Source organism: Nonomuraea marmarensis (assembly GCF_043197025.1).
In the GTDB taxonomy this organism is placed as follows: domain Bacteria; phylum Actinomycetota; class Actinomycetes; order Streptosporangiales; family Streptosporangiaceae; genus Nonomuraea; species Nonomuraea marmarensis.
Genome location: NZ_JBICRM010000012.1, coordinates 36,142 through 55,914 on the forward strand (window position 1 = coordinate 36,142; position 19,773 = coordinate 55,914).

Below are 19,773 nucleotides of genomic sequence, written 5' to 3' on the forward strand. Positions count from 1 at the left end.
TCGGTTTCCTCCCCACCGTGATCTCGTGGGGAGGCCGCATTGCCGCTGCTCGCACTGCTGGTGCTGGCCCTGCTGCTGGCGGCCGCCGGATGCGGCACCCGGCCGCCCGCACCCTCGCCGCCCAGGCCGTCCCCGCCGCCCACGCCCTCCCCGTCCAGGACGCCCCTGCCTTCCATCGCGCCCCGGCAGCGTGACGTGCGGGTGCCGTTCGCGGCCTCGGGCAGGTACGCCGTCGTGCCCGGCGGCGCCCCCGCCAGGCCGGGCCGGGGATCGGTGGTGCGCTACCTGGTGGAGGTGGAGCGCGGCCTGCCGTTCGACCCCGGCGAGTTCGCGGCCGCCGTGCATCGCACCCTCAACGACGTCCGCGGCTGGGCCCGCTTCCAGCGCGTCGACCACGGCCCGGTACGCGTGCGCGTCGCCCTGTCCAGCCCTCGCCTCACCATCCGCCAGTGCCGCCCGCTGCGCACCGGGGGCACGTTGTCCTGCTGGAACGGCACCCGTTCCGTCATCAACGCCCTGCGCTGGGCGAAAGGCGTCCCCCAGTACGGCGGCGACCTGGCCGCGTACCGGAACTACGTGATCAGCCACGAGGTCGGCCACAGCCTGGGACACAGCCACCGCCCCTGCCCCGGCCCCGGCCGCCTGGCCCCCGTCATGACGCAGCAGTCGAAGTCGCTGGGCCGCTGCCGCCCCAATCCCTGGCCCTTCCCGGCCCGCAAACCGCGCGAAGAGCGGCGAGACCGACGATCGGAGGCCAGAGCCGAAAGGGGACCCGGATGATCGACTGCCTCACCCCGAACGTCTGGTCGAAACCGGGGTTTCCGGTGATCGGCTGACCCGGCCTAATCGAGGCCCTTGCCCGTGCCGACGCCCCGGAGCAGCGTGTCCACCAGGCGCGTGGCCAGGGCGTCGGCGTCGCCGTCGCGGCTCTCGGCCGCCTCGTGGACCAGCGCGTAGTAGACCCGCCTGGCCCAGTCGGGGTCGACGTCGGCCCGCAGCACCCCCACCTCCCGCGCCCTGTGGAACAACCGGGCGCAGCGCTCCGCGACGTCCGCGTGCACCCTGGCCACCTCGGGGTCGGCCGACACAGCCCGGCTCATCGCGAATCCCCAGTCGAGCTTCACCCGCAACACGTTCGCCGTGACCTGGTAGAGCGCGACCATCGGCGGCGTCGTCTCGGGATGGGCGGCCTCCACGGCGGCGGCGAACTGCCGGGTCGCCCACGCCGCCATCGCGTCCACCAGCGCCTCCCGCGAGGCGAAGCGCCGGTGCACGGTCGTGCGCGCCACCCCCGCCGCCTCGGCGATCTGCTCCATGCTGGCCGAGGGGTTCCTGCTGAGAACCCGCTCGGCCGCCTCCAGGATCGTCCGCACGGTCCGCTCAGCGTCGGACCGCAACACCCGCGTCGTCTCGCTCACCCCAACAGGGTACGGCAACGTCCTCGTTTGCCGACAACTTGCGTCATCAATGTTGCAAGTCGTAGAGTCGAAGCATCCCGACTGACGCAACTAGTAACGGAGACAGTCATGGACATGCGGCTCACCGGCAAGACCGCCGTCGTCACCGGCGCGAGCAGGGGCCTCGGGCTGGCCATCGTCAAGGCACTGACCGGCGAGGGGATGCGGGTCGTGGCCGCCGCACGCACGATCTCGCCCGCGCTGAAGGAGACCGGCGCGAGCGTGGTGACGGCCGACCTGTCCACCGCGGGCGGCCCCGCCGAGGTGATCGAACGGGCGCTGGCCGAGCTGGGCGAGATCGACCTGCTGGTCAACAACGTGGGCGGTGGCGACGGGGGCGAGGGCCAGACGGACGGCTTCCTCGGCTTCGACGACGACCAGTGGCTCCAGACGTACGACCTGAACTTCCTCAGCGCCGTGCGCGCCACCCGGGCCGCCCTGCCGAGCCTGCTCCGCCGGCGGGGCACGTTGATCAACATCTCTTCCAACGGCGCCCGGATGCCGCACGCGGGGCCGGTCCCGTACACGACGGCCAAGGCCGCGCTGACCGCGTTCGGCAAGGCGCTGTCGGAGGAGTTCGGCCCGCAGGGGGTGCGGGTCAACACGATCTCGCCCGGCGCCAGCCGCACCTCGCTGTGGGAGGGCCCCAACGGGTACGGCGCCGCGCTGGCGTCCTCGCTCGGCGTGGAACATGAACAGCTCTTGGCGGGGCTGCCGTCGAGCACGGGAATGACCACGGGTAGGTTCGTCGAACCGGAGGAGGTCGCCGCGCTGGTGACGTATCTGGCCTCGCCGCACGCCGGGAGCATCAGCGGCGCCGACTACGTCATCGACGGGGGATCGATCAAGACGGTCTGACCTATCGCGATATATCGTAGAGAACACCGGGGAATCCCGTTCGGTTGAGCGGGATCGAGAGCCTTCCAGGGGAGTGTGGGGCGATGGCAGGGAAGAGATCGGCACGGCGGATCCTCGCGGGCGGCGTGGCCCTCGCCGCAGCGGGCTGGGCGTTGCGCGAGGTGCCCGCCGAGCTGGGCGTGCGCCCGCTGACGTCGGGGCCCGACCGGGCGGCGCGGATGCGACGCTCGCCGCAGTTCAGGGACGGCACGTTCTTCAACCCGATGCCCGAGCCGACCACGATGATGACCGCCCCGCCCGCGAACCTGATCGGCGAGCTGGCCAAGGACAGGGAGCAGCGCAGGCCGAACGGTCACGTCCCGCTGCGCTACCCGCCGTCCAGCCCGCCGCCCGCCGACGGCGTGCGCGCGGTCTGGTACGGCCACGCCTCCACGCTGGTGGAGATCGAGGGCAAGCGGGTGCTGTTCGACCCGGTGTGGAGCAGGCGGCCCTCGCCCTCGCAGCTCGTCGGGCCGAAGCGGCACCACCCGGTGCCCGTGGAGCTCGGCGAGCTGCCGCAGGTCGACGCCATCGCCATCTCGCACGACCATTACGACCATCTCGACCTGGCGACCGTGCGCTCGCTGACGCGTACCCAGAAGGCGCCCTTTCTGGTGCCGCTGGGCATCGGGGCGCACCTGGAGCGGTGGGGCGTGCCTGCGTACCGGATCGTCGAACTCGACTGGAACGAGGAGGCCGAGGTGGCGGGGCTGCGGTTCGTCGCGACGGCCGCCAGGCATTTCTCCGGGCGGGCGTTCAGCCGTAACGACACGTTGTGGGGCTCCTGGGTGGTCGCCGGGGCGAGCAAGCGGGTGTTCTACGCGGGCGATTCCGGATATTTCTCGGGATATCAGGGCATCGGCTCGGAGCACGGGCCGTTCGACCTGACGCTGATGCCGATCGGCGCCTACAGCCCGGCGTGGCCGGACATCCACATGGATCCCGAGGAGGCCGTCAACGCCCATCTGGATCTCGGGGGCGAGCTGCTGCTGCCGGTGCACTGGGCGACGTTCACGCTGGCCCTGCACCCCTGGTCGGAGCCGGTGGAGCGGCTGTGGCGCGAGGCCAAGGCCCGCGACGTCAAGATCGTGGTACCTCGGCCCGGTGAGGGTGTCGACACCACCGCCGCCCCGGCCGTGGACGGCTGGTGGGAGACCCTGAGCTGACGGGTCTCCCCCATGCCGGTCGATCGGAGGCTCAGCCGCGTCGCTCCACCTCCGCGCCGGGCGCCTTCGGTGGCCGCTCCAGCTCCGTGCCGGGCGTGGACGGCGCCTTACCAGAGGGCGTCACGTTCTCGGAGGGGGTCGCAGGCGGTGGGGGTGTGGAAGGTGGCTCGGGTTCGTTCTCGGCGACTGCCTTCTCGTACGCTTCGCGGAGTTTGTCCGCCTCGGCCTGCGGGTTGTGGAACCAGTTCGTGGACCACAGGCGGTGGAAGTTCCAGCCGAGCCGTTCCAGGTGCTCCTTGCGCAGCCGGTCGCGGTCGCGGACGCTGCGCGAGTCCCGGTACGACGCCCCGTCCGCCTCGATCGCCAGCACCATCTTGTCCGGGTCGCGGGGATGGGTGGCGGCGAAGTCGACGCGGAAGCCGCCCACGCCGTACTGGGGCACGACGGTGATGCCGGAGCGGGCCAGCCGGTCCCGTACGTCGGCCTCGAACGGGTTGAGCGTCGTGCCGCCGGACGCGTCCGCCGGGGTGCCGCCCGAGCCCGCGTACTCCAGGTAGTCGGCCAGCAGCCTGGCCCCCGCCTTGGTGACACGGGCGGGGTCCACGTCATGGCTGGAGAACGAGCTGACCAGGGTGAGGCGGTGTTTGGCGCGGGTGGCGGCCACGTTCAGCCGGCGCTCGCCGCCGTCGCGCAGCAACGGGCCCCATTGGTAACGCATGCGGCCGTCGCGGTGCTTGCCGTACCCGATGGTGAGGATGATCGCGTCCCGCTCGTCGCCCTGGACGCGTTCGAGGTTCTTGACGAAGAACGGCTCCGGCAGGTCCTCGGCGAAGAAGTCCTCCAGCTCGGGATGTGCGGCCAGCGCCGCCCGCAGCGCCTGGTCCACCTGCTCGGCGTGCCGCATCCCGAGCGCGATGACCCCGAGCGACTCCCCGGGACGGGCACGGGCGTGGTCGAGCACCAGCTCCACGACCTTGTCCACCTCGGCGGACACCGACGCCTCCTGCCCCGGCAGCGCCGACTGGGCGACGACCACGTGCCGCAGGCAGTCGCCCCGCGACACGCCGGGAAACGTGGTCAGCGCCCCACCGTAGATCCGCGCGTTCGAGAACGCCACCAACCGCTCGTCCCTGCTGCGGTAGTGCCAGGTCAGCGGCCACGTCGGCAGCAGCGGCCTGAGCGCGTCGAGCACCGACTCGAACCCCGCCCCGAACGACACCATGCTCTCCTCGTCCTCCACGTCCTCGATGCCGTCACCGATCTGGCGGAAGAAGTTCGTCGGCGGGAGCTGCCTGTCGTCGCCCGCGACCACGAGCTGGTGCGCCCGCATGATGGACGGCACCGCGTCGGCGGGCACGATCTGGCTGGCCTCGTCGAAGATCACCACATCGAACAGCCGGGTCGCGGGGAGCACCTGGCTGACGATCAGCGGGGACATGGCCCAGCACGGCTTGAGCGCGAACAACACGTCGCCGGTCTGGTCCAGCAGCCGCCGCAGCGGCAGGTGACCCTTGCGCAGCGCGGCCTGCTTGCGGATCACCCTGGCCTGCAGCGGGTGCCGGTCCTCGGCGTCGCGCAGCCTGACCGCCCAGGCCCTGCGCACGCGCGCCCGGTTGGCGGCCAGGTGCTGGATGTCGCGCTCGCGGAAGTCGCCGGCGATCTCGTCGAGCGCGTCTCCCCTGTTGGCGGCGTAGCGGGGGTCGCTCACCCTGATGTGGTCGAGGATCGAGGAGTACCAGGCATGGTCGAACGCGGCCGCCGCCAGGTCCGCGTCCGCCTGCTTGCGTGCCAGATCGTCGAGGAGCTGGCCGAGGCCCAGGGCGTCGAATCGCATGCCCAGCTCGTACAGTCTGGGGAGTTTCCACGCGGTGTCGCGGTCGCCGCAGAGGGCGGCGAGCACCTGCTCGGGGTCGTCCGGCACGCGCACGTAGGCCCGCAGCGAGGCGAGCTGCGCCTCGCACTCGGCCAGCAGCCGCAACAACCCGCCCAGATCGGACGGTGGCCACGGCGGCCGCCCCCGACGCCCAGCCTCTCCGGGCGACGCGCCCCCGTCTCCGGGGCGCGGCGTGTCGCCGGGTCCGGGGCCCGCCTGCCACGCGCCCGTCCCGTCGGGGCCCGCGCGCCAGGCGCCCTGGTCCGGCGACGGGACGCGGAGCGACTCCCACTCGGCCAGCTGTCCGGCGGCCGCCGCCAGGGCTGCGTGCAATTCCGTGCGCTCCGGCTTGTCGGCCCCCAGCCACAGGGCGCGTGCCTGCCTGCGTAGCGCGTGCCGCTCCCGCAGCCCGATCGGCCCGCGCTCGCCGTTCGACGCGCGCTCGCCGGCCGGGCCGGCCGGGCCGCGTTCGCCGACCGCCTCGGCCAGGCGTGCCGGGTCGGCCTCGAACACCCGGGGCGACAACCGCCGCATCGTCTGCGCGACTCCGGCGAACAGCTGCAGCCGCCCCAGCCGCTCCCGATGCCCCTCCGGCTCGCGCAGTCCCACCTCGCCGCACGCCTGGTCCACCCGGTACGCCAGCAGCGGCAGCAGGTGCGAGTGCAGCCGCGAGGCCAGGTCACCGGCCTGCCTGGCCTGCTCGGCGGTCCGCAGCGCGGCCCCGTACCAGGGCGTGCTCCCGGGGCGCAGGGTGAAACCGCCCAGGTGGGCGAAGTCGCGCAGCTCGTCCCTGATCCCCTCGGCCGTCTCCACGTCGATGCGTTCGGGCGGCGCGAGCCGCACAGGGGTACGGGCCTCCAGCGGGATGCCGAGCAGCGCCGACTGGATCTGGAACGCCGACAACCCCCACGGCGCGTGCGGCTCGTGCAGCCCGGCGACGTGCTGGGACAGGCGCCGTTGCCGGTCGATGAGCCGCCGGTCCAGCTCCTGCTCGGGGCCGGAGGTCACCGTCTGGGCGAGGTCGAGCGTGTCGCCGAGGTCGCGGGCGATGCGCAGCCGGTCCCTGGTGCCCTCGTGGATGTCGAGCACCAGGTCGCCCAGCTCCGCGCCCTTGAGCCGGGACAACACGGCGTCGATGGCGGCCCGCTTCTCCGCCACGAACAGCACCTTCCTGCCCCTGGCGACCAGTGCGGCGACGAGGTTCGCGATGGTCTGGCTCTTGCCGGTGCCGGGCGGCCCGTGCACGACCAGGCTGCGTCCCGACAACACGGCCGCGATGGCGCTGCGCTGCGAGGAATCGGCGTCGAGCACCGAGTAGTCGTCCTCCGGCGAGTCGAGCCCGAGGGCCTCGCGGCGGTCGCCGGACAGCAGCTCCTGGGCGTCGGGGTCGCCCGCGACGGCGGCCACGATGTCGCTGTCGGCCAGCAGCTCGCCCGCCGCCTGCATGTCCCTGACCATGGGCAGCTTGGAGTAGGTGAACGTGCCGATCACGAGCCGGTCGTGGATGTCGAACCCGGGCACCTCGGCGGCCGCCGCGATGGCGCGCAACTCGTCGTGGTCGCCGGTGGCCCGGTCCACGGCGGCGCCGTACACGGTGCCGAGCTTGTGCAGCAGGACGGGGTTGACCTCGTACTCGTCGTCGAGGGTGAGGTCGAAGTCGTCGTGCCTGGCCCGGGTGGGGGTGATGGTCAGCCCGCGCAGCAGCACCGGCGCGGCCGGCTCCAGGAACAGCTCGTCCCATCTGGCCATGCCGGTGGCCAGGTAGCCGGCTCTGATGCCGCGCTCTTCGAGCAGCTCGCGTGACTTGCGGTGGATGGCCTGCACGCGCCTGATCGCGTCGGCCCTGAAGTCCGCGTCGGTGAACAGGCGGGTGAGCCTGATCGAGCCGGTACGCAGGAAGCGTTCCAGCATCGCGGGGTCGGCCGGGGCCAGGTCGAGGGTGCCTGCCCGCCGGTCCTTGTAGTAAAGCAGCGTGTTGCGCCCGCCCAGATCGGTGAGCGCCGATATCCAGTTGGCCTGGGCCGCCTCGATCAGTTCGGCCCTGCGGCTGTCCAATGGCTCCGCCATGAGCATCTCTTCTGCCCTGCCGGGGGCTTTGCAGTCGTTTGGCGCGCAGAACGTACAGTCTTGGGGTGAGCAACCTGGAGCTTGACCCGCAGGAGATCCGCTGCGGCGCCGACGCGGGCGCGGACAGCGAGGTGCTGATGGGGCGCGAGGTGCCGCTGGGCGGGCCGCGCGCGATGTCGGTGAGCAGAACCCTGCCCGGCCGGCATCGGCGCATGATCGGCGCCTGGTGCTTCGTGGACGCCTACGGCCCGGAGCGGGCCGCCATGCGGGTGCCGCCGCACCCGCACACCGGCCTGCAGACGGTGAGCTGGCTGCTCGCGGGCGAGGTGCTGCATCGCGACAGCCTGGGCACCCTGCAGCAGGTACGCCCCGGGCAGCTGAACCTGATGACCGCCGGTCGCGGAATCTCGCACTCGGAGGAGTCCCCGGACACGGTGCTGCACGGGGTGCAGTTGTGGGTGGCGCTGCCCGGCTCCGATCGGCACGTCGGGCCCGGCTTCGAGCATCACCCGGTCTTGCCCGTGCTCACGGGGTCCGGCTTCGCGGCGACCGTCGTCATGGGCTCGCTCGGCGGGGTGTCCTCGCCCGCCACCGCATACACCCCGCTCGTGGGCGCCGAGATCGCGGTCGACGGCGCGTGCGAGGTGCCGCTCACCCGTGGGTTCGAGCACGGGCTGCTGCTGCTCGACGGCGAGATCGAGCGGCTGGAGCGGGGACCGCTGGTGTACCTGGCGCCGGGGCGCGAGGGGTTGCGGCTGTCCGGGCGCGGGCGGGTGCTGCTGATCGGCGGCGAGCCGTTCGGCGAGGAGATCGTCATGTGGTGGAACTTCGTCGGCCGCTCGCACGACGAGATCGCCGCGTTCCGCAAGGAGTGGATGGAGGGCACCGCTGGGTTCGGCCCCTCAGTTTTCGGCGCTGTCGTGGGGTTCGACGGGGCGCCGCTGCCCGCGCCCACCCTGCCCGGCACTCGGCTGAAGCCGCGCGGGCGGGTGCGTTAGTTGCGGTGCGTGCAGGTGTAGATGGCTTTCACGGGGCATGATCAGCAACGATTACGCTCTGAAATCATTCGGTCACTGCTAAGCTGCTCGCCATGGCAGTCACCCTCCAAGATCTCGGCCGTCGCGTCGGCTATCTCGAGCGACGCGACGAGCGACACACTGAAGACATCCGTGCCATCTGCATCGACGTCTCCAAACTCGTGGAGAAAACGGACGAGATGCTTGAGAAGCAGGAGGAACACACAAAGGCCATCACCGGCCTGGACACCCGGATGACCAGCCTAGAGGCAAAGGTCACTGATCTCGACACGCGGCTGACGGGTGTCGAGGACCGGCTGACCGGCGTCGAGGACCGGCTGACCGGCGTCGAGGCGAGTGTCACCGGCCTTAACACACAAGTCGCGGGCATAGAGGCGACGCAGACTCGCATGTTCGCAGCCCTGTTCGCACACCTCGACATCCCGCTCCCCCCGGAGGAGACAGCAGACCTCAACTAGCCGCCAACGGTGTGCCCCCGGACACCGGTCCGGGGGCACACCCGTGTCACGTCAGTCGCTGGGCTTTGCTCAGCAGTCGCTGCGCCACCACCACCAGCGCCAGGAACGCCCCGCTCACCACCTGCTGGAACGCCGACGTCAAACTCCCCACCTGGTTGATCAGGCTCTGGATGACCCCGAGCAGCAGCACCCCGGCCACCGTCCCCGTGATCCCCCCGGCTCCCCCGGTCAGCAGGGTTCCGCCGATCACCACGGCGGCGATCGCGTCCAGTTCCAGGCCGATGCCCAGGATCGTCACCCCGGACGAGAGCCGGGCCGCGTTCAGGGCACCGGCCAGGCCCGCCAGCAGGCCCGACATCACGTAGACATAGACCTTCGTGCGTGAGACCGGTACGCCCATCAGAGCCGCCGCCTGCTCGTTGCCGCCGATGGCGTACACGTTCTGGCCGAAGCCCGTGCGTTGCAGCAGGACCATCGCCGCCAGGGCCAGGACGACGGTGATGTACACGGGGTACGAGAGGCCGAGCAACTCGCCCTGGCCCAAGGAGGCGAAGGCGGGATTTTTCACGAGATAGGTGGTGGCGCCTTCGTCGGAGATCGCCAGCATCAGACCCCTGACACCGAGCAGGCCCGCCAGGGTCACGATGAACGGCGCCATTCCCGTACGGGCGATGACCAGGCCCTGCAGCAGGCCGACGACGCCGCACACCACCAGCGGCAGCAGCAAAGCCACCACCAGCCCGTACTGGGAGCCGTAAGCCGCCAGGACGCCCCCGAGCACGAACAGCGAGCCCACCGACAGGTCGATGCCGCCGCTGATGATGACGAACGTCATCCCGATCGCGATGATCGCCAGGAACGACGAGGACACCACGACGCTGGCCGCGTTCTCGGGCTTGGCGAAGGAGTCGAAGGCCAGGCTGCCCACGATCACCAGCAGGCCGAGCACCATGAGGGCGCCGTGCTGCTGGAGTACCCGGCTGACCTGTTCACGGTTCATCGGGTCCCACGCTCCCTGGTGGCATAGACGGCGGCCAGGATGATGACCGCCTGGACCATCTGGGTCCAGGACTGCGGCAGGTTGTGCTTGATCAGCGTGGCCGACAGCAGTTGCATGAGCAGGGCGCCCATGACGGTGCTGAGCACCCTGATCCGGCCGCCGGTCAGCGGGGTGCCGCCGACGACGACGGCGGTGATGGCCGACAACTCGATGAACAGCCCGAGCGAGGTCGGGTCGCTGGCCTGCAGCCGGGCCGTGGCCAGCACCCCGGCCAGGGCGGCGAGCAGGCCGGAGATCACGTAGACGGTCAGGAGCACGCGTTTGACCGGCAGCCCGGACAACTCGCTGGCCGACCTGTTCCCGCCGATCGCCACCACCTGCCGGCCGAACGTGGTCCGCCGCACCACGAACAGCACGATCAGCGTCAGGGCCGCCGCGATGAGCACGATCACCGGGATTCCGGCCACCGAGCTGCTGCCCAGGGCGATCAGGTCGGGGTTGCGGAACTCGACGAGCTGGGGCACCAGCACGTTGGCCAGCCCTCGTACGCCGACCAGGAGGGCCAGCGTGGCCACGATCGGTTGCACGCCCACGTAGGCCACCAGGGCGCCACCGGCCGCCCCCATGACGGCGCCGCCGATCACGGCCACGATCAGCGCCGGTAACCAGCCGTACCCGAGGTAGAGGACCACGAGCGCGGCGGCCAGCGCCATCACCGAGCCGACCGACAGGTCGATGCCCTGGGTGCCGATCACCAGCGCCATCCCGAGCGAGACGATCACGATGGGGGTGACCTGGACGAGCTGGGTACGGAAGTTCGACGCGTCCAGGAAGTGCGGCGTGAACAGCACGTTGAACAGCAGCAGCGCCAGCACCGCCGCGTACACGCCGTAGTCCTGCACCCAGGCGAAGACCCGCGGCTTCAGCACGGCGACGCGGCCCTGCGAGGTGAGCTCAGCCATCGGACTGCTCCGCGATCGTCGCCATGATCCTCTCCTCGGTCACCTCGTCGCCCGCCAGCTCCCCCACGACCGCGCCCTCGCGCAGCACCAGGATCCGGTCGGCGCCCTCCACCAGCTCCTCCAGGTCGGAGGAGATCAGCAACACGCCCAGCCCCTCCTCGGCCAGCTCGTCGATCAGCGCCTGCACCTCGGCCTTGGCGCCGACGTCGATGCCGCGGGTGGGCTCGTCGAGCAGCAGCACCTTGGGCCGCACGGCCAGCCAGCGGGCGAGCAGCACCTTCTGCTGGTTGCCACCGGACAACTCTGACACGAGCTGGTGCGGCGAGGCGGCCTTGATCCTCAGCCTCCGCATGAAGATCTCGACCACCCGGTCGATCTTCGCGTCCGACACCACGCCCGCCCTGCCGAGGGAGGGGAGGGCGGCCAGCACGATGTTCTCGCGTACCGACAGGGTCGGGATGATGCCCTCGGCCTTGCGGTCCTCGGGCAGCAGGCTGACGCCCGCCCTGATCGCCGCCGTGGTGGAGCCGCCGCGCAGCGGCAGCCCGGCCACCAGCACCTGCCCGCCGTCCAGCGGCAACGCGCCGACGATGGCCTTGGCCGTCTCGGTACGCCCGGCGCCCAGCAGCCCGCCGAGCCCGACGACTTCGCCGGGCCGGACCGAGACGTCCACGCCGTCGAGCACGTGCCGCCGGGTCAGTCCGCGCGCTTCGATCACCGGCTGCCCGTTGACGTGGGCGTGGTCCCTGGAGAAGCGGGTCAGGCCCTCCGCGCGCACGTCGTTCAGGTCGCGGCCGAGCATGAGCGAGATGAGCTTGAGCCGTTCGAGGTCGCTGAGCGGCCCGGAGTGCGCGACCCGGCCGTCGCGCAGCACGGTGACCTGGTCGCACACCTGGTAGAGCTCGTCGAGCCGGTGGCTGACGTACATCACGGCGATCCCGGTGTCGCGCAGCCGCCTGATCACCCCGAACAGCGTCTCGACCTCGCGCGGCTCCAGCGACGAGGTGGGCTCGTCCATGATGACCACCCGCGCGTCGACGGAGACGGCCCTGGCCAGGGCGACCATCTGCTGCGCGCCGACCCCGAGCGTGCGCAGCGGCCGCCGGACGTCGGTTCCGACGCCGTACCCGGCCAGAACGCGTTCCGCCTCGCCGTACATCGCGGCCGCGTCGATCACTCCGAAGCGGCCGCGCGGCTCGCGGCCGAGCAGCAGGTTGCGGGCCACGCTCATCATCGGGACGAGGTTGACCTCCTGGTAGATGGTGGAGATTCCGGCGCGCTGCGCGTCCAGGGGGGTGCCGAAGGCGGCGGGCCCGTCCTGGTAGCGCAGCTCGCCGCCGTCCGGCTGGTACACGCCGGTGAAGACCTTGATCAGCGTCGACTTGCCGGCGCCGTTCTCGCCGACGAGGGCGTGCACCTCGCCCGGGCGCAGGGCGAGGGACACGCCGTCGAGGGCGAGCACGCCGGGGAAGCGCTTGCTGATCCCCCTGGCCTCGAGAACCGGTTCCAACTCAGTACGCCTCACCGAGGGAGTCCTTGGCGTTGCCCGTGTCGTAGTCGCGGTCGGAGATGATGACCTTGTCCGGGATGGGCTGGCCGTCCAGGAACTTCTGGGCGGTCTCGAAGGCCAGCGGGCCGAAGCGGGGGTTCGACTCGATGACCGCGTGCAGCCAGCCGTCGGCGATGCCCTGGACGGCGCTGCGGGTGCCGTCCACCGACACGATCTTGATGTCGCCGGGCTCCTTGCCCGCGCCCTTCAGAGCGGTGACCGCGCCCAGCGCCATCTCGTCGTTCTCGGCGTAGATGCCGTTGATGTCGGGGTTGGACTGGATGAGCTGCTCGGTGACCTGCTGCCCCTTCTCGCGGGCGAACTCGCCGGTCTGCTCGAACGAGATCGTGATCTCGGGGGCCTTCTCCTTGATCCGGTCCTTGAAGCCGTTCGTCCGCTCGGTGGTGACGTTGTTGCCGGGGGCGCCGAGCAGGATGGCGACCTTGCCCTTGCTGGAGAGAGCTTCGATCATGCGGTCGGCGGCCCGCTTGCCCTGCTCGTAGAAGTCCGAGCCGATGAACGTCAGGTAGTCGCTGCACGCCTTGGCGTTGATCTTCCGGTCCACGGTGATGATCGGGATCTTCTTGGCTGCGGCCTGCTGGAGGACGGGCTCCCAGCCGTCGGAGTTCAGCGGGGCGATGACCAGGAGTCGCACGCCCTGGGCGATGAGCTGCTGGACGTCGGTGATCTGCTTGGAGAACTGCGACTGGGCGTTGGTGACCTTGAGGTTCGTGATGCCGAGCTTGGCGGCCTCGTCCTTGATGGACTTGGTCTCGGCGATGCGGAACGGGTTGGCCTCCTTCTCCGACTGGGAGAAGCCGACCGTAGCCGACTTGAGGTCGAACTTCGTGCCGCCGAACTGGGTGAGCGTGCAGGTCGGCCCGGCCGTGCCCGACGGCGACTGCACGACCTGCTGGCCGGCCGTGCTGGCGGCGGCGGGCGCGCTCTGCGGCTCCTCCGCCTTCGCGCAGGCGGCCGCGGTGAGGAGCACGGCCAGCGCTAATGCGGCTATCCGGACATGGGGGGTCATGGCGGTTCCTTTCCTATCAGGCCCCGGCGCCCGGGCCACAGAGGGCCCGGGCGCGGGTTCAGACGCTTACGCGCAGGGTGGGTTGATCGCGCTCGTCAGCGCCTTGTTCGCGTCGTGGACGCGCTTCACGTCGGGCTTGGTGATCGCCCTGTCGTATGTCATCAGGCCGTTGATCTCCGTCTCGACGTCGGTCGTCTGGGTGTAGATGGCGGCGCTGAGCTGCTCGCAGGCGTGCAGCCGCTCGAGCTCCTTCGTCATGCCGACGAAGCGGGTGGTCAGGGCCTCCGGGTCGGGTTCGACCGCGTAGCCCCAGCCGCCGCCGGCCCAGGTGTGGCCGATCAGGGGCAGGGCCAGCCCGCCGTACTCGCCGATGACGGTCGCCCTGGTTCCGGAGGGTTTGCCGGGGTTGCCGGGGCCGGGGTAGATGTGGAAGTCCTTGACGTCGCCGTTGCCGCCGTCCACGGCGCCGCAGCAGTTGACGCCGCTCATGTTGTTCACCAGGCGCGAGGGGTCCCAGCTCTTGACCAGGTCGGCGACGCGCGCCTGGTCGTACTGGCCCCAGCCCTCGTTGAACGGCACCCACATCACGATCGACGGGCTGCTGCGATGCTGGTCGACCAGCTCGCGCAGCTCGGCCTCGAACTGGGGTTTGTCATCCGTGCGGAACGCCGCCGGCATGTCCTGCCAGACCAGCAGGCCGAGCTTGTCGGCGTGGTAGTACCAGCGGTCGGGCTCCACCTTGACGTGCTTGCGCACGGCGTTGAAGCCGAGCGCCTTGGTCCGCTCCAGGTCGTAGCGCAGGGCCTCGTCGGTGGGGGCGGTGTAGATCCCGTCGGGCCAGAAGCCCTGGTCGAGGGGGCCGAGCTGGAAGACGGGTTTGCCGTTCAGCAGCATCCGGTTGCCGGAGACCGAGATGGAGCGCATCCCGAAGTAGGACTCGACCTTGTCCTGCTTGAGTCTGACCTCCAGGTCGTACAGGTGGGGGTCGTCGGGGGACCAGAGCTTGGGGTTGGGGACCGGGAGTCTGAGCTCCTTGCCCACCGGGCCGCTGACCTCGCCCACCACGCGCCTGCCGTCCTTGGCGATGACGCTCGCGGTGCCCGCCGAGCCTTGGACAGTGACGTACAGGGCCTGGCCCCTCAGGTCGGGCACGGTGTCGACGCGGTCGATGCGGTCCTTGGCGACGGGCTCGATCCAGACGGTCTGCCAGATGCCGGAGTTCGCCGTGTACCAGATTCCGCTCGGGCTGAGCCGCTGCTTGCCGATGGCCTGGGTGCCGGCGTCGGTCGGGTCGTACACGCCGACGACCAGTTCCTGCGGGCCGCCGCCCTTGAGCGCGTCGGTCACGTCCGCGGTGATGCGGTCGTAGCCGCCCTTGTGGGTGGCGACCTGCTTGCCGTTCACGTAGACCGCGGACTGCCAGTCCACGGCGTCGAGGTGCAGCAGCAGCCGCTCGCCGCGCCACGTGCGCGGCACCTCGAACGTCCTGCGATACCACATCCGCTCCTCGTGCCGGCCGACGCCGGACAGCTGGGACTCGACGGGGTACGGCACGACGATGCGTTCCGGCAGGTCACGGCCGATCGGCGCGGCCTCGCCGGCCTTGGCGGGAGCGAACTGCCAGGTGCCGTTGAGGCTGCGCCAGCGGTCCCTGACGAGCTGCGGCCTGGGGTACTCGGGCAGCGGGTTGGCCGGGTTCACGTCGTCGGCCCACCTGGTACGCAGGATGTAGGCGGAGCCGTTGACCACGAACGTGTACGGGAAGGCCTGGACCGGGGTGCCGTCGGTGTGGGTGAGGCCGCCGTTGCCGTCGTAGGCGGTACGGATGGTGCTGCCGGCCTTGGCCGGGACCGGATATTTCAGCTTGAGCTCGACGGTTTCCGGATTTTTCAGGACTGCGGAGGTCGCGGGCCATTTGGTGCCTGCGACCGTGATGGCCAGTTTGTCGGCCGCGTCCGCCGGGAGCGGGCTCAGCGACTTGCCGAAGGTCAGCGTCGCCACGTCACCGGCCGCGTTCACCTCGGCGTGGGACGGCCCGGGCGGCTCGAATCCTTCGGGCAGCGTGAACGCCGCCACCGGCACGATCTCCTTTGGCTGACTGGGGCTCTGCCAGCGCAGCCGCAGGTTCGCCCCGCCGAAGTGCTCGAAGTACTCGACCTTGATGTCGTACTTCCGGCCGGCTTCGAGGGCGATCGGGGTGCCGGTCAGCTCGCGGTCCCAGTCGTCCACCCAGTGGTCGATGATCGGCCGGCCGTCCACCCAGAGGCGGAAGCCGTTGTCGCCGATCATGGAGAAGGTGTAGGTCTCGGAGTGCTCGGCCTGGATCTGCCCGGTCCACCGTACGGTGACGTCGTCCTCCCTGCCGGTCAGCAGCTTGAACGTCGGGTTGAGGTCGGTCAGCTCCAGGTTCGGGTCGACGACGGTCGCCTTGAGCTCGGCGAAGTCGAACTTCCCCGCCGCCGAGGCGAGGTAGTAGTCGCCGCGCAATCCGTTCCGCTCGGCGGCGGCAGCGGAGGCGGGGAACGGCGGCTGCCATAACACGGACATCAGTACGGCCAGCAGCAACGCTAGGCGCTTACGCACGGGGGGTCCTTTCAACGGGCGCCGATCAGGTTCGGACAGCTTTTGACCCTGACACGCTCCAAAGTAAGCACCGATGGACCGAGCCGGTCAAGATTTCCGATCAAATTCGCTCCCATTCGGTCAGAGGTGAACTCATGTTGGCGCGTCGACTATGATCGGGACGTGAGCGACACGCAGAGCGACGGCCGCAGGCCCGTGTTCGCCGCTGAGCGCCGGCAGCGCATCCTGGAGTTGGTGCGTGCCAACGGCGCGGTGTCGCTGCGCGAGCTCGCCCAGGCCGTGCACTCCTCCGAGGTAACCGTCCGCCGCGACCTGCGCGCGCTGGAGTCGGAGGGCCTGCTCAACCGTCACCACGGCGGCGCCACCCTGCCGGGCGAGCTGTCGCGCGAGGCCGGCTACGCGCACAAGGTCTCACTGGAGTCCGCCGAGAAGGCCGCCATCGCCGACCTGGCCGGCGCCCTCGTCGAGGACGGCGACGCGATCGTGATCGGTCCCGGCACCACCACGCAGGAGTTCGCCCGCCGCCTGACCAGGCACGCCGAGCTGGCCGTGGTGACCAACTCGCTGCTGGTCGCGCAGGTGCTGGCCGGTTCGCCACGGATCGAGGTGATGCTGACCGGCGGCACGCTGCGCGGCTCGATCCTGGCCCTGGTGGGCAGCGCGGCCGAGCACTCGCTGGCGGGGCTGCGGGTGCGCAGGGCGTTCGTCTCGGGCAACGGGCTGACCGCGGAGCGCGGCCTGTCCACGCCCAACATGCAGGTGGCGGGCGTGGACCGGGCGCTGGCCGCGGCCGCCGAGGAGGTCGTGGTGCTGGCGGACCACACCAAGGTCGGCGTGGACACGATGGTGCAGACCGTCGCGCCCGACCGGATCGACCACCTCGTCACCGACGACGCCGCGCCCCGCGACGTGCTCGACGAGCTGAGCGCCCGTGGCGTGCGCCTGCACGTCGCCCCGTTCTGACCAGCTGCTCAGTCCGTACGCTCGCCCGGTTCTGATCGAATGTGACAAACCCGTTACTAGAATGTTTCCTTACTCGACCACGATCGAGGCGGAGGCAACCGTGCTACAGGTGGCAGGCGTTCTCAAGACCTTCCAGGGTGTCACCGCCCTCGACCACGTCACCCTGTCCGTGCGTCCCGGCGAGGTGCACGCGCTGATCGGCGGCAACGGAGCGGGCAAGTCGACCCTGGTGAAGGTGCTCTCCGGCGTCTACCAGCCGGACGCGGGCCAGCTGCGTCTCCTCGGCGAGCCGGTCAGGTTCGCCGGCCCGGCCGACGCCAAGCGGGCCGGAATCGCCACGATCCATCAGGAGACGAACCTCGTACCGACCATGAGCGTCGCCCGCAACCTGCTGCTGGGCAGGGAGCCCAGGGGGCGGTTCGGGCTGATCGACTTCGCGGCCGCGAACGCCCGCGCCGAGGAGGCGCTGGCCGCGTACGGGCTGCGGGTCGACGTGCGCCGCCCGCTCGGGTCGCTGGGCGAGGGGGCGCGCCAGCTCGTCGCGCTGGCCCGGGCCGCCTCCGCGGACGCCCGCCTGGTGATCATGGACGAGCCCACGTCCGCGCTGGAGCACGCCGAGCTGGAGACGCTGTTCGGGGCCGTGACCAGGCTGCGCGAGGACGGCCGCTCGGTCGTCTACGTCACGCACCGGCTGGAGGAGCTGTACGGGATCTGCGACCGGGTCACGGTGCTGCGCGAGGGCCGGGTCGTGCACACGGGGCCGCTGGCCGGGCTCGACCGGCTGCGGCTGGTCTCGCTCATGCTGGGCCGGCCGTTCCATCCAGTAGAGCCCGCGTCGCAGACCGGGGAGCCGGACGAGCCCGCGGACCTGCCCGTGCTGGAGGCCAAGGGACTCACCCGCCACCACGTGCTGGACGGGGTGTCGCTCGCCATGCGGGCGGGCGAGGTGGTCGGGCTGGGCGGGCTGCTCGGCGCCGGGCGGAGCGAGACCGCGCGGGCGATCGCGGGCGTGCTGCCGGTGGACGCGGGCCAGGTGACGGTGGCGGGGGCGGCGGCCCGCAAGTGGTCGATCAGGAGCGCCGTCCGCGCCGGGGTCGGGCTGGTGCCGGAGAACCGGACGACCGAGGGCATCGTGCCCACGCTGTCGGTGCGCGACAACATCGCGCTGGCCGCCCTGCCCCGGCTGTCGCGGGCGGGGATCGTGTCGGACACGCAGGTGGACGGCATCGTGGCGACGTTCATGCGGCGGCTCGGGATCAAGGCGGTCTCACCCCGGCAGCCCGCCGGGGAGTTGTCGGGCGGAAACCAGCAGAAGGTGCTGCTGGCGCGGTGGCTGGCCATGCATCCGAAGGTGTTGCTGCTGGACGAGCCGACCCGGGGCGTGGACGTGGCGACCAAGCTGGAGATGCAGACGTTGCTCGACGAGCTGGCGGTTGACGGGCTGGCGATCCTGCTGATCTCGTCGGACGTGGGCGAGCTGGTGGAAAACTGCGACAGCGTGGTGGTGCTCAGGGACGGGGCGATCACGGAGCAGCTGACCGGCCCGGAGGTCACGGAGGACCGCCTGCTCGCGGCCCTCGCCAAGGACTGACCGGCCCGGCGTCCAGGCCGCTAATAGACCGAGATGTGCGGATGATCGTAGTGGTTGGCCGTCGTGCCGCCCCGATCGGACATGGTGCGCCAGGCGCCCGTGCCGACGTGCCAGATGCGCTGCCGGTAGATGATGTACATGATCCCCAGCCGCCTGGCGTTCTTGATCGCCCAATTGGCGATCTCCTCGCCGCGCTCGAGCTCCGCCCCGGCCGGCAACGCGCCGCCCCGGCTCAGCATGAAGTCACAGGCCCGCCCGAGCGGATGCTCGCCGCCGTCCTGGATGGCCCGGTAACACCCGATCCCGTACGGTACGCCGAACCGTTCCTGGATGAGCATCTTGACCAGCCGCATCCTGGGCGTGATGTTGTCCGCCCCTTCGGGCAGTTGCGGCACCCACGTGCCGTCGGAACGCCGCACCCCTGGCGCCTGGTACAGCTGGTCGATCTTGTCCTTGATCCGCTCGATCTGCTTCTCGGCCTTCTTCTTGCGTCCCTCCAGGTCCCCGGCCGTCTCGGCGAGCTCCTTGGCGCGGGCGGCCGACTCGTCCTTGGCCTGCTGATGGGCGTTCCTGACCTGGGCGTACCCGCGTAGCCGCGCGTCCTGGACCGCGACGAGGTGCTGGGTGAGCGCCATCCCGCTGAGGAGGGCGGACGGGTCCTGCCTGCCGGTGAGCATGGCGAGCTGGTTGGGTTCGCCGCCGGTGTACTGGGCGACGGCCATGGCTCTGAGCTCGGTGGACTCGCGGTCGTAGACCTCCTGGGCGGCGGCCAGCTTCTCCCGTGCGGATTTTTCCGCTTTTTCCGCCTTTTGCTGGGCGATGCGGCTGTTGTAGTAGTCGGTGATGAGCTTGTCCGACTCCTTCTGGAGCTCGGCCAGTTCCTTCTTGAGCTGCTTCACTGTGGGCTTGGGCTCCGCCTCCGCTGCCGTGGCGGATTCGGCCACTATAAGAACCGTGGCGGACCCGGCCACAATAAGAACCGTGGCGGACCCGGCCGCAAAAGGCACACCGGCCAGCAGGAGCGCGGCGGCGAAGGTCCTGGCCGGGCCGCGCAACCGATCGGCCAGAGCGAACGTGCGGACCAGGTCGCGCAGCCGGTCGCCGAGAGACGCAACCGCCACTCTTCTCCTTACACCGAAC

At 70.8% G+C, this 19,773-nt stretch carries 15 protein-coding genes; 7 read left to right on the forward strand and 8 right to left on the reverse strand.

The window, feature by feature from the left end; genetic code table 11:
- Positions 1-39: 39 nt before the first annotated feature.
- A complete protein-coding gene (locus ACFLIM_RS21135) occupies positions 40-780 on the forward strand; it encodes a DUF3152 domain-containing protein (RefSeq protein WP_393167912.1) in 741 nt (246 codons plus the stop codon).
- A 62-nt stretch (positions 781-842) separates the two neighbouring features.
- Here ACFLIM_RS21135 and ACFLIM_RS21140 read toward each other — a convergent pair whose 3' ends face one another.
- The gene (locus tag ACFLIM_RS21140; RefSeq protein ID WP_393167914.1) at positions 843-1,418 is read right to left on the reverse strand and encodes a TetR/AcrR family transcriptional regulator; all 576 of its coding nucleotides are present in this window, start codon (positions 1,416-1,418) and stop codon (positions 843-845) included.
- Positions 1,419-1,526: 108 nt separating this feature from the next.
- Here ACFLIM_RS21140 and ACFLIM_RS21145 point away from each other — a divergent pair, with 108 nt between their 5' ends.
- Together ACFLIM_RS21145 and ACFLIM_RS21150 are read left to right on the forward strand one after the other, a co-directional pair.
- Entirely contained in the window at positions 1,527-2,315 is a 789-nt protein-coding gene (locus tag ACFLIM_RS21145; protein WP_393167916.1) for an SDR family oxidoreductase, read from the forward strand.
- A gap of 83 nt (positions 2,316-2,398) precedes the next feature.
- Complete coding sequence (locus ACFLIM_RS21150) at positions 2,399-3,520, forward strand: MBL fold metallo-hydrolase (RefSeq protein WP_393167917.1); 1,122 nt, start codon at positions 2,399-2,401, stop codon at positions 3,518-3,520.
- Between the two features lie 31 nt (positions 3,521-3,551).
- On the opposite strand, the gene ACFLIM_RS21155 is transcribed toward ACFLIM_RS21150, so the two are convergent.
- Positions 3,552-7,460 carry an AAA domain-containing protein gene (locus ACFLIM_RS21155; RefSeq protein ID WP_393167919.1) on the reverse strand — a complete coding sequence of 1,303 codons (3,909 nt, stop codon included), beginning with the start codon at positions 7,458-7,460 and terminating at the stop codon, positions 3,552-3,554.
- A 65-nt stretch (positions 7,461-7,525) separates the two neighbouring features.
- On the opposite strand from ACFLIM_RS21155, the gene ACFLIM_RS21160 reads away from it, so the two are divergent.
- Positions 7,526-8,458: a pirin family protein gene (locus tag ACFLIM_RS21160; protein WP_393167921.1), complete on the forward strand. Its 933-nt coding sequence runs from the start codon at positions 7,526-7,528 to the stop codon at positions 8,456-8,458.
- 92 nt (positions 8,459-8,550) lie between these two features.
- Positions 8,551-8,955 (forward strand): hypothetical protein, encoded by a 405-nt coding sequence (locus tag ACFLIM_RS21165; protein WP_393167922.1) that lies wholly within the window; start codon positions 8,551-8,553, stop codon positions 8,953-8,955.
- A gap of 46 nt (positions 8,956-9,001) precedes the next feature.
- Here ACFLIM_RS21165 and ACFLIM_RS21170 read toward each other — a convergent pair whose 3' ends face one another.
- From ACFLIM_RS21170 to ACFLIM_RS21190, 5 genes are all read right to left on the reverse strand, one after another.
- Complete coding sequence (locus tag ACFLIM_RS21170) at positions 9,002-9,955, reverse strand: ABC transporter permease (RefSeq protein WP_393167924.1); 954 nt, start codon at positions 9,953-9,955, stop codon at positions 9,002-9,004.
- Positions 9,952-10,917, reverse strand: a complete 966-nt coding sequence (locus tag ACFLIM_RS21175; protein ID WP_393167925.1) for an ABC transporter permease — start codon at positions 10,915-10,917, stop codon at positions 9,952-9,954. Before ACFLIM_RS21175 ends, ACFLIM_RS21170 begins: the two co-directional genes overlap by 4 nt.
- Complete coding sequence (locus ACFLIM_RS21180; protein ID WP_393167927.1) at positions 10,910-12,442, reverse strand: sugar ABC transporter ATP-binding protein; 1,533 nt, start codon at positions 12,440-12,442, stop codon at positions 10,910-10,912. Before ACFLIM_RS21180 ends, ACFLIM_RS21175 begins: the two co-directional genes overlap by 8 nt.
- Positions 12,429-13,496 (reverse strand): ABC transporter substrate-binding protein, encoded by a 1,068-nt coding sequence (locus tag ACFLIM_RS21185; RefSeq protein ID WP_393167929.1) that lies wholly within the window; start codon positions 13,494-13,496, stop codon positions 12,429-12,431. The genes ACFLIM_RS21180 and ACFLIM_RS21185 overlap by 14 nt, the downstream gene beginning before the upstream one ends.
- A gap of 66 nt (positions 13,497-13,562) precedes the next feature.
- On the reverse strand, positions 13,563-16,079 hold the full coding sequence (locus tag ACFLIM_RS21190) for a PA14 domain-containing protein (protein ID WP_393167931.1): 2,517 nt from the start codon (positions 16,077-16,079) through the stop codon (positions 13,563-13,565).
- Between the two features lie 162 nt (positions 16,080-16,241).
- Here ACFLIM_RS21190 and ACFLIM_RS21195 point away from each other — a divergent pair, with 162 nt between their 5' ends.
- Together ACFLIM_RS21195 and ACFLIM_RS21200 are read left to right on the forward strand one after the other, a co-directional pair.
- Positions 16,242-17,042, forward strand: coding sequence for a DeoR/GlpR family DNA-binding transcription regulator (locus ACFLIM_RS21195; RefSeq protein ID WP_393167932.1), 801 nt, complete (start codon positions 16,242-16,244; stop codon positions 17,040-17,042).
- A 109-nt stretch (positions 17,043-17,151) separates the two neighbouring features.
- Positions 17,152-18,633 (forward strand): sugar ABC transporter ATP-binding protein, encoded by a 1,482-nt coding sequence (locus ACFLIM_RS21200; RefSeq protein WP_393167934.1) that lies wholly within the window; start codon positions 17,152-17,154, stop codon positions 18,631-18,633.
- Between the two features lie 20 nt (positions 18,634-18,653).
- Here ACFLIM_RS21200 and ACFLIM_RS21205 read toward each other — a convergent pair whose 3' ends face one another.
- Positions 18,654-19,754: a coiled-coil domain-containing protein gene (locus tag ACFLIM_RS21205; protein ID WP_393167936.1), complete on the reverse strand. Its 1,101-nt coding sequence runs from the start codon at positions 19,752-19,754 to the stop codon at positions 18,654-18,656.
- Between the last annotated feature and the right edge of the window lie 19 nt (positions 19,755-19,773).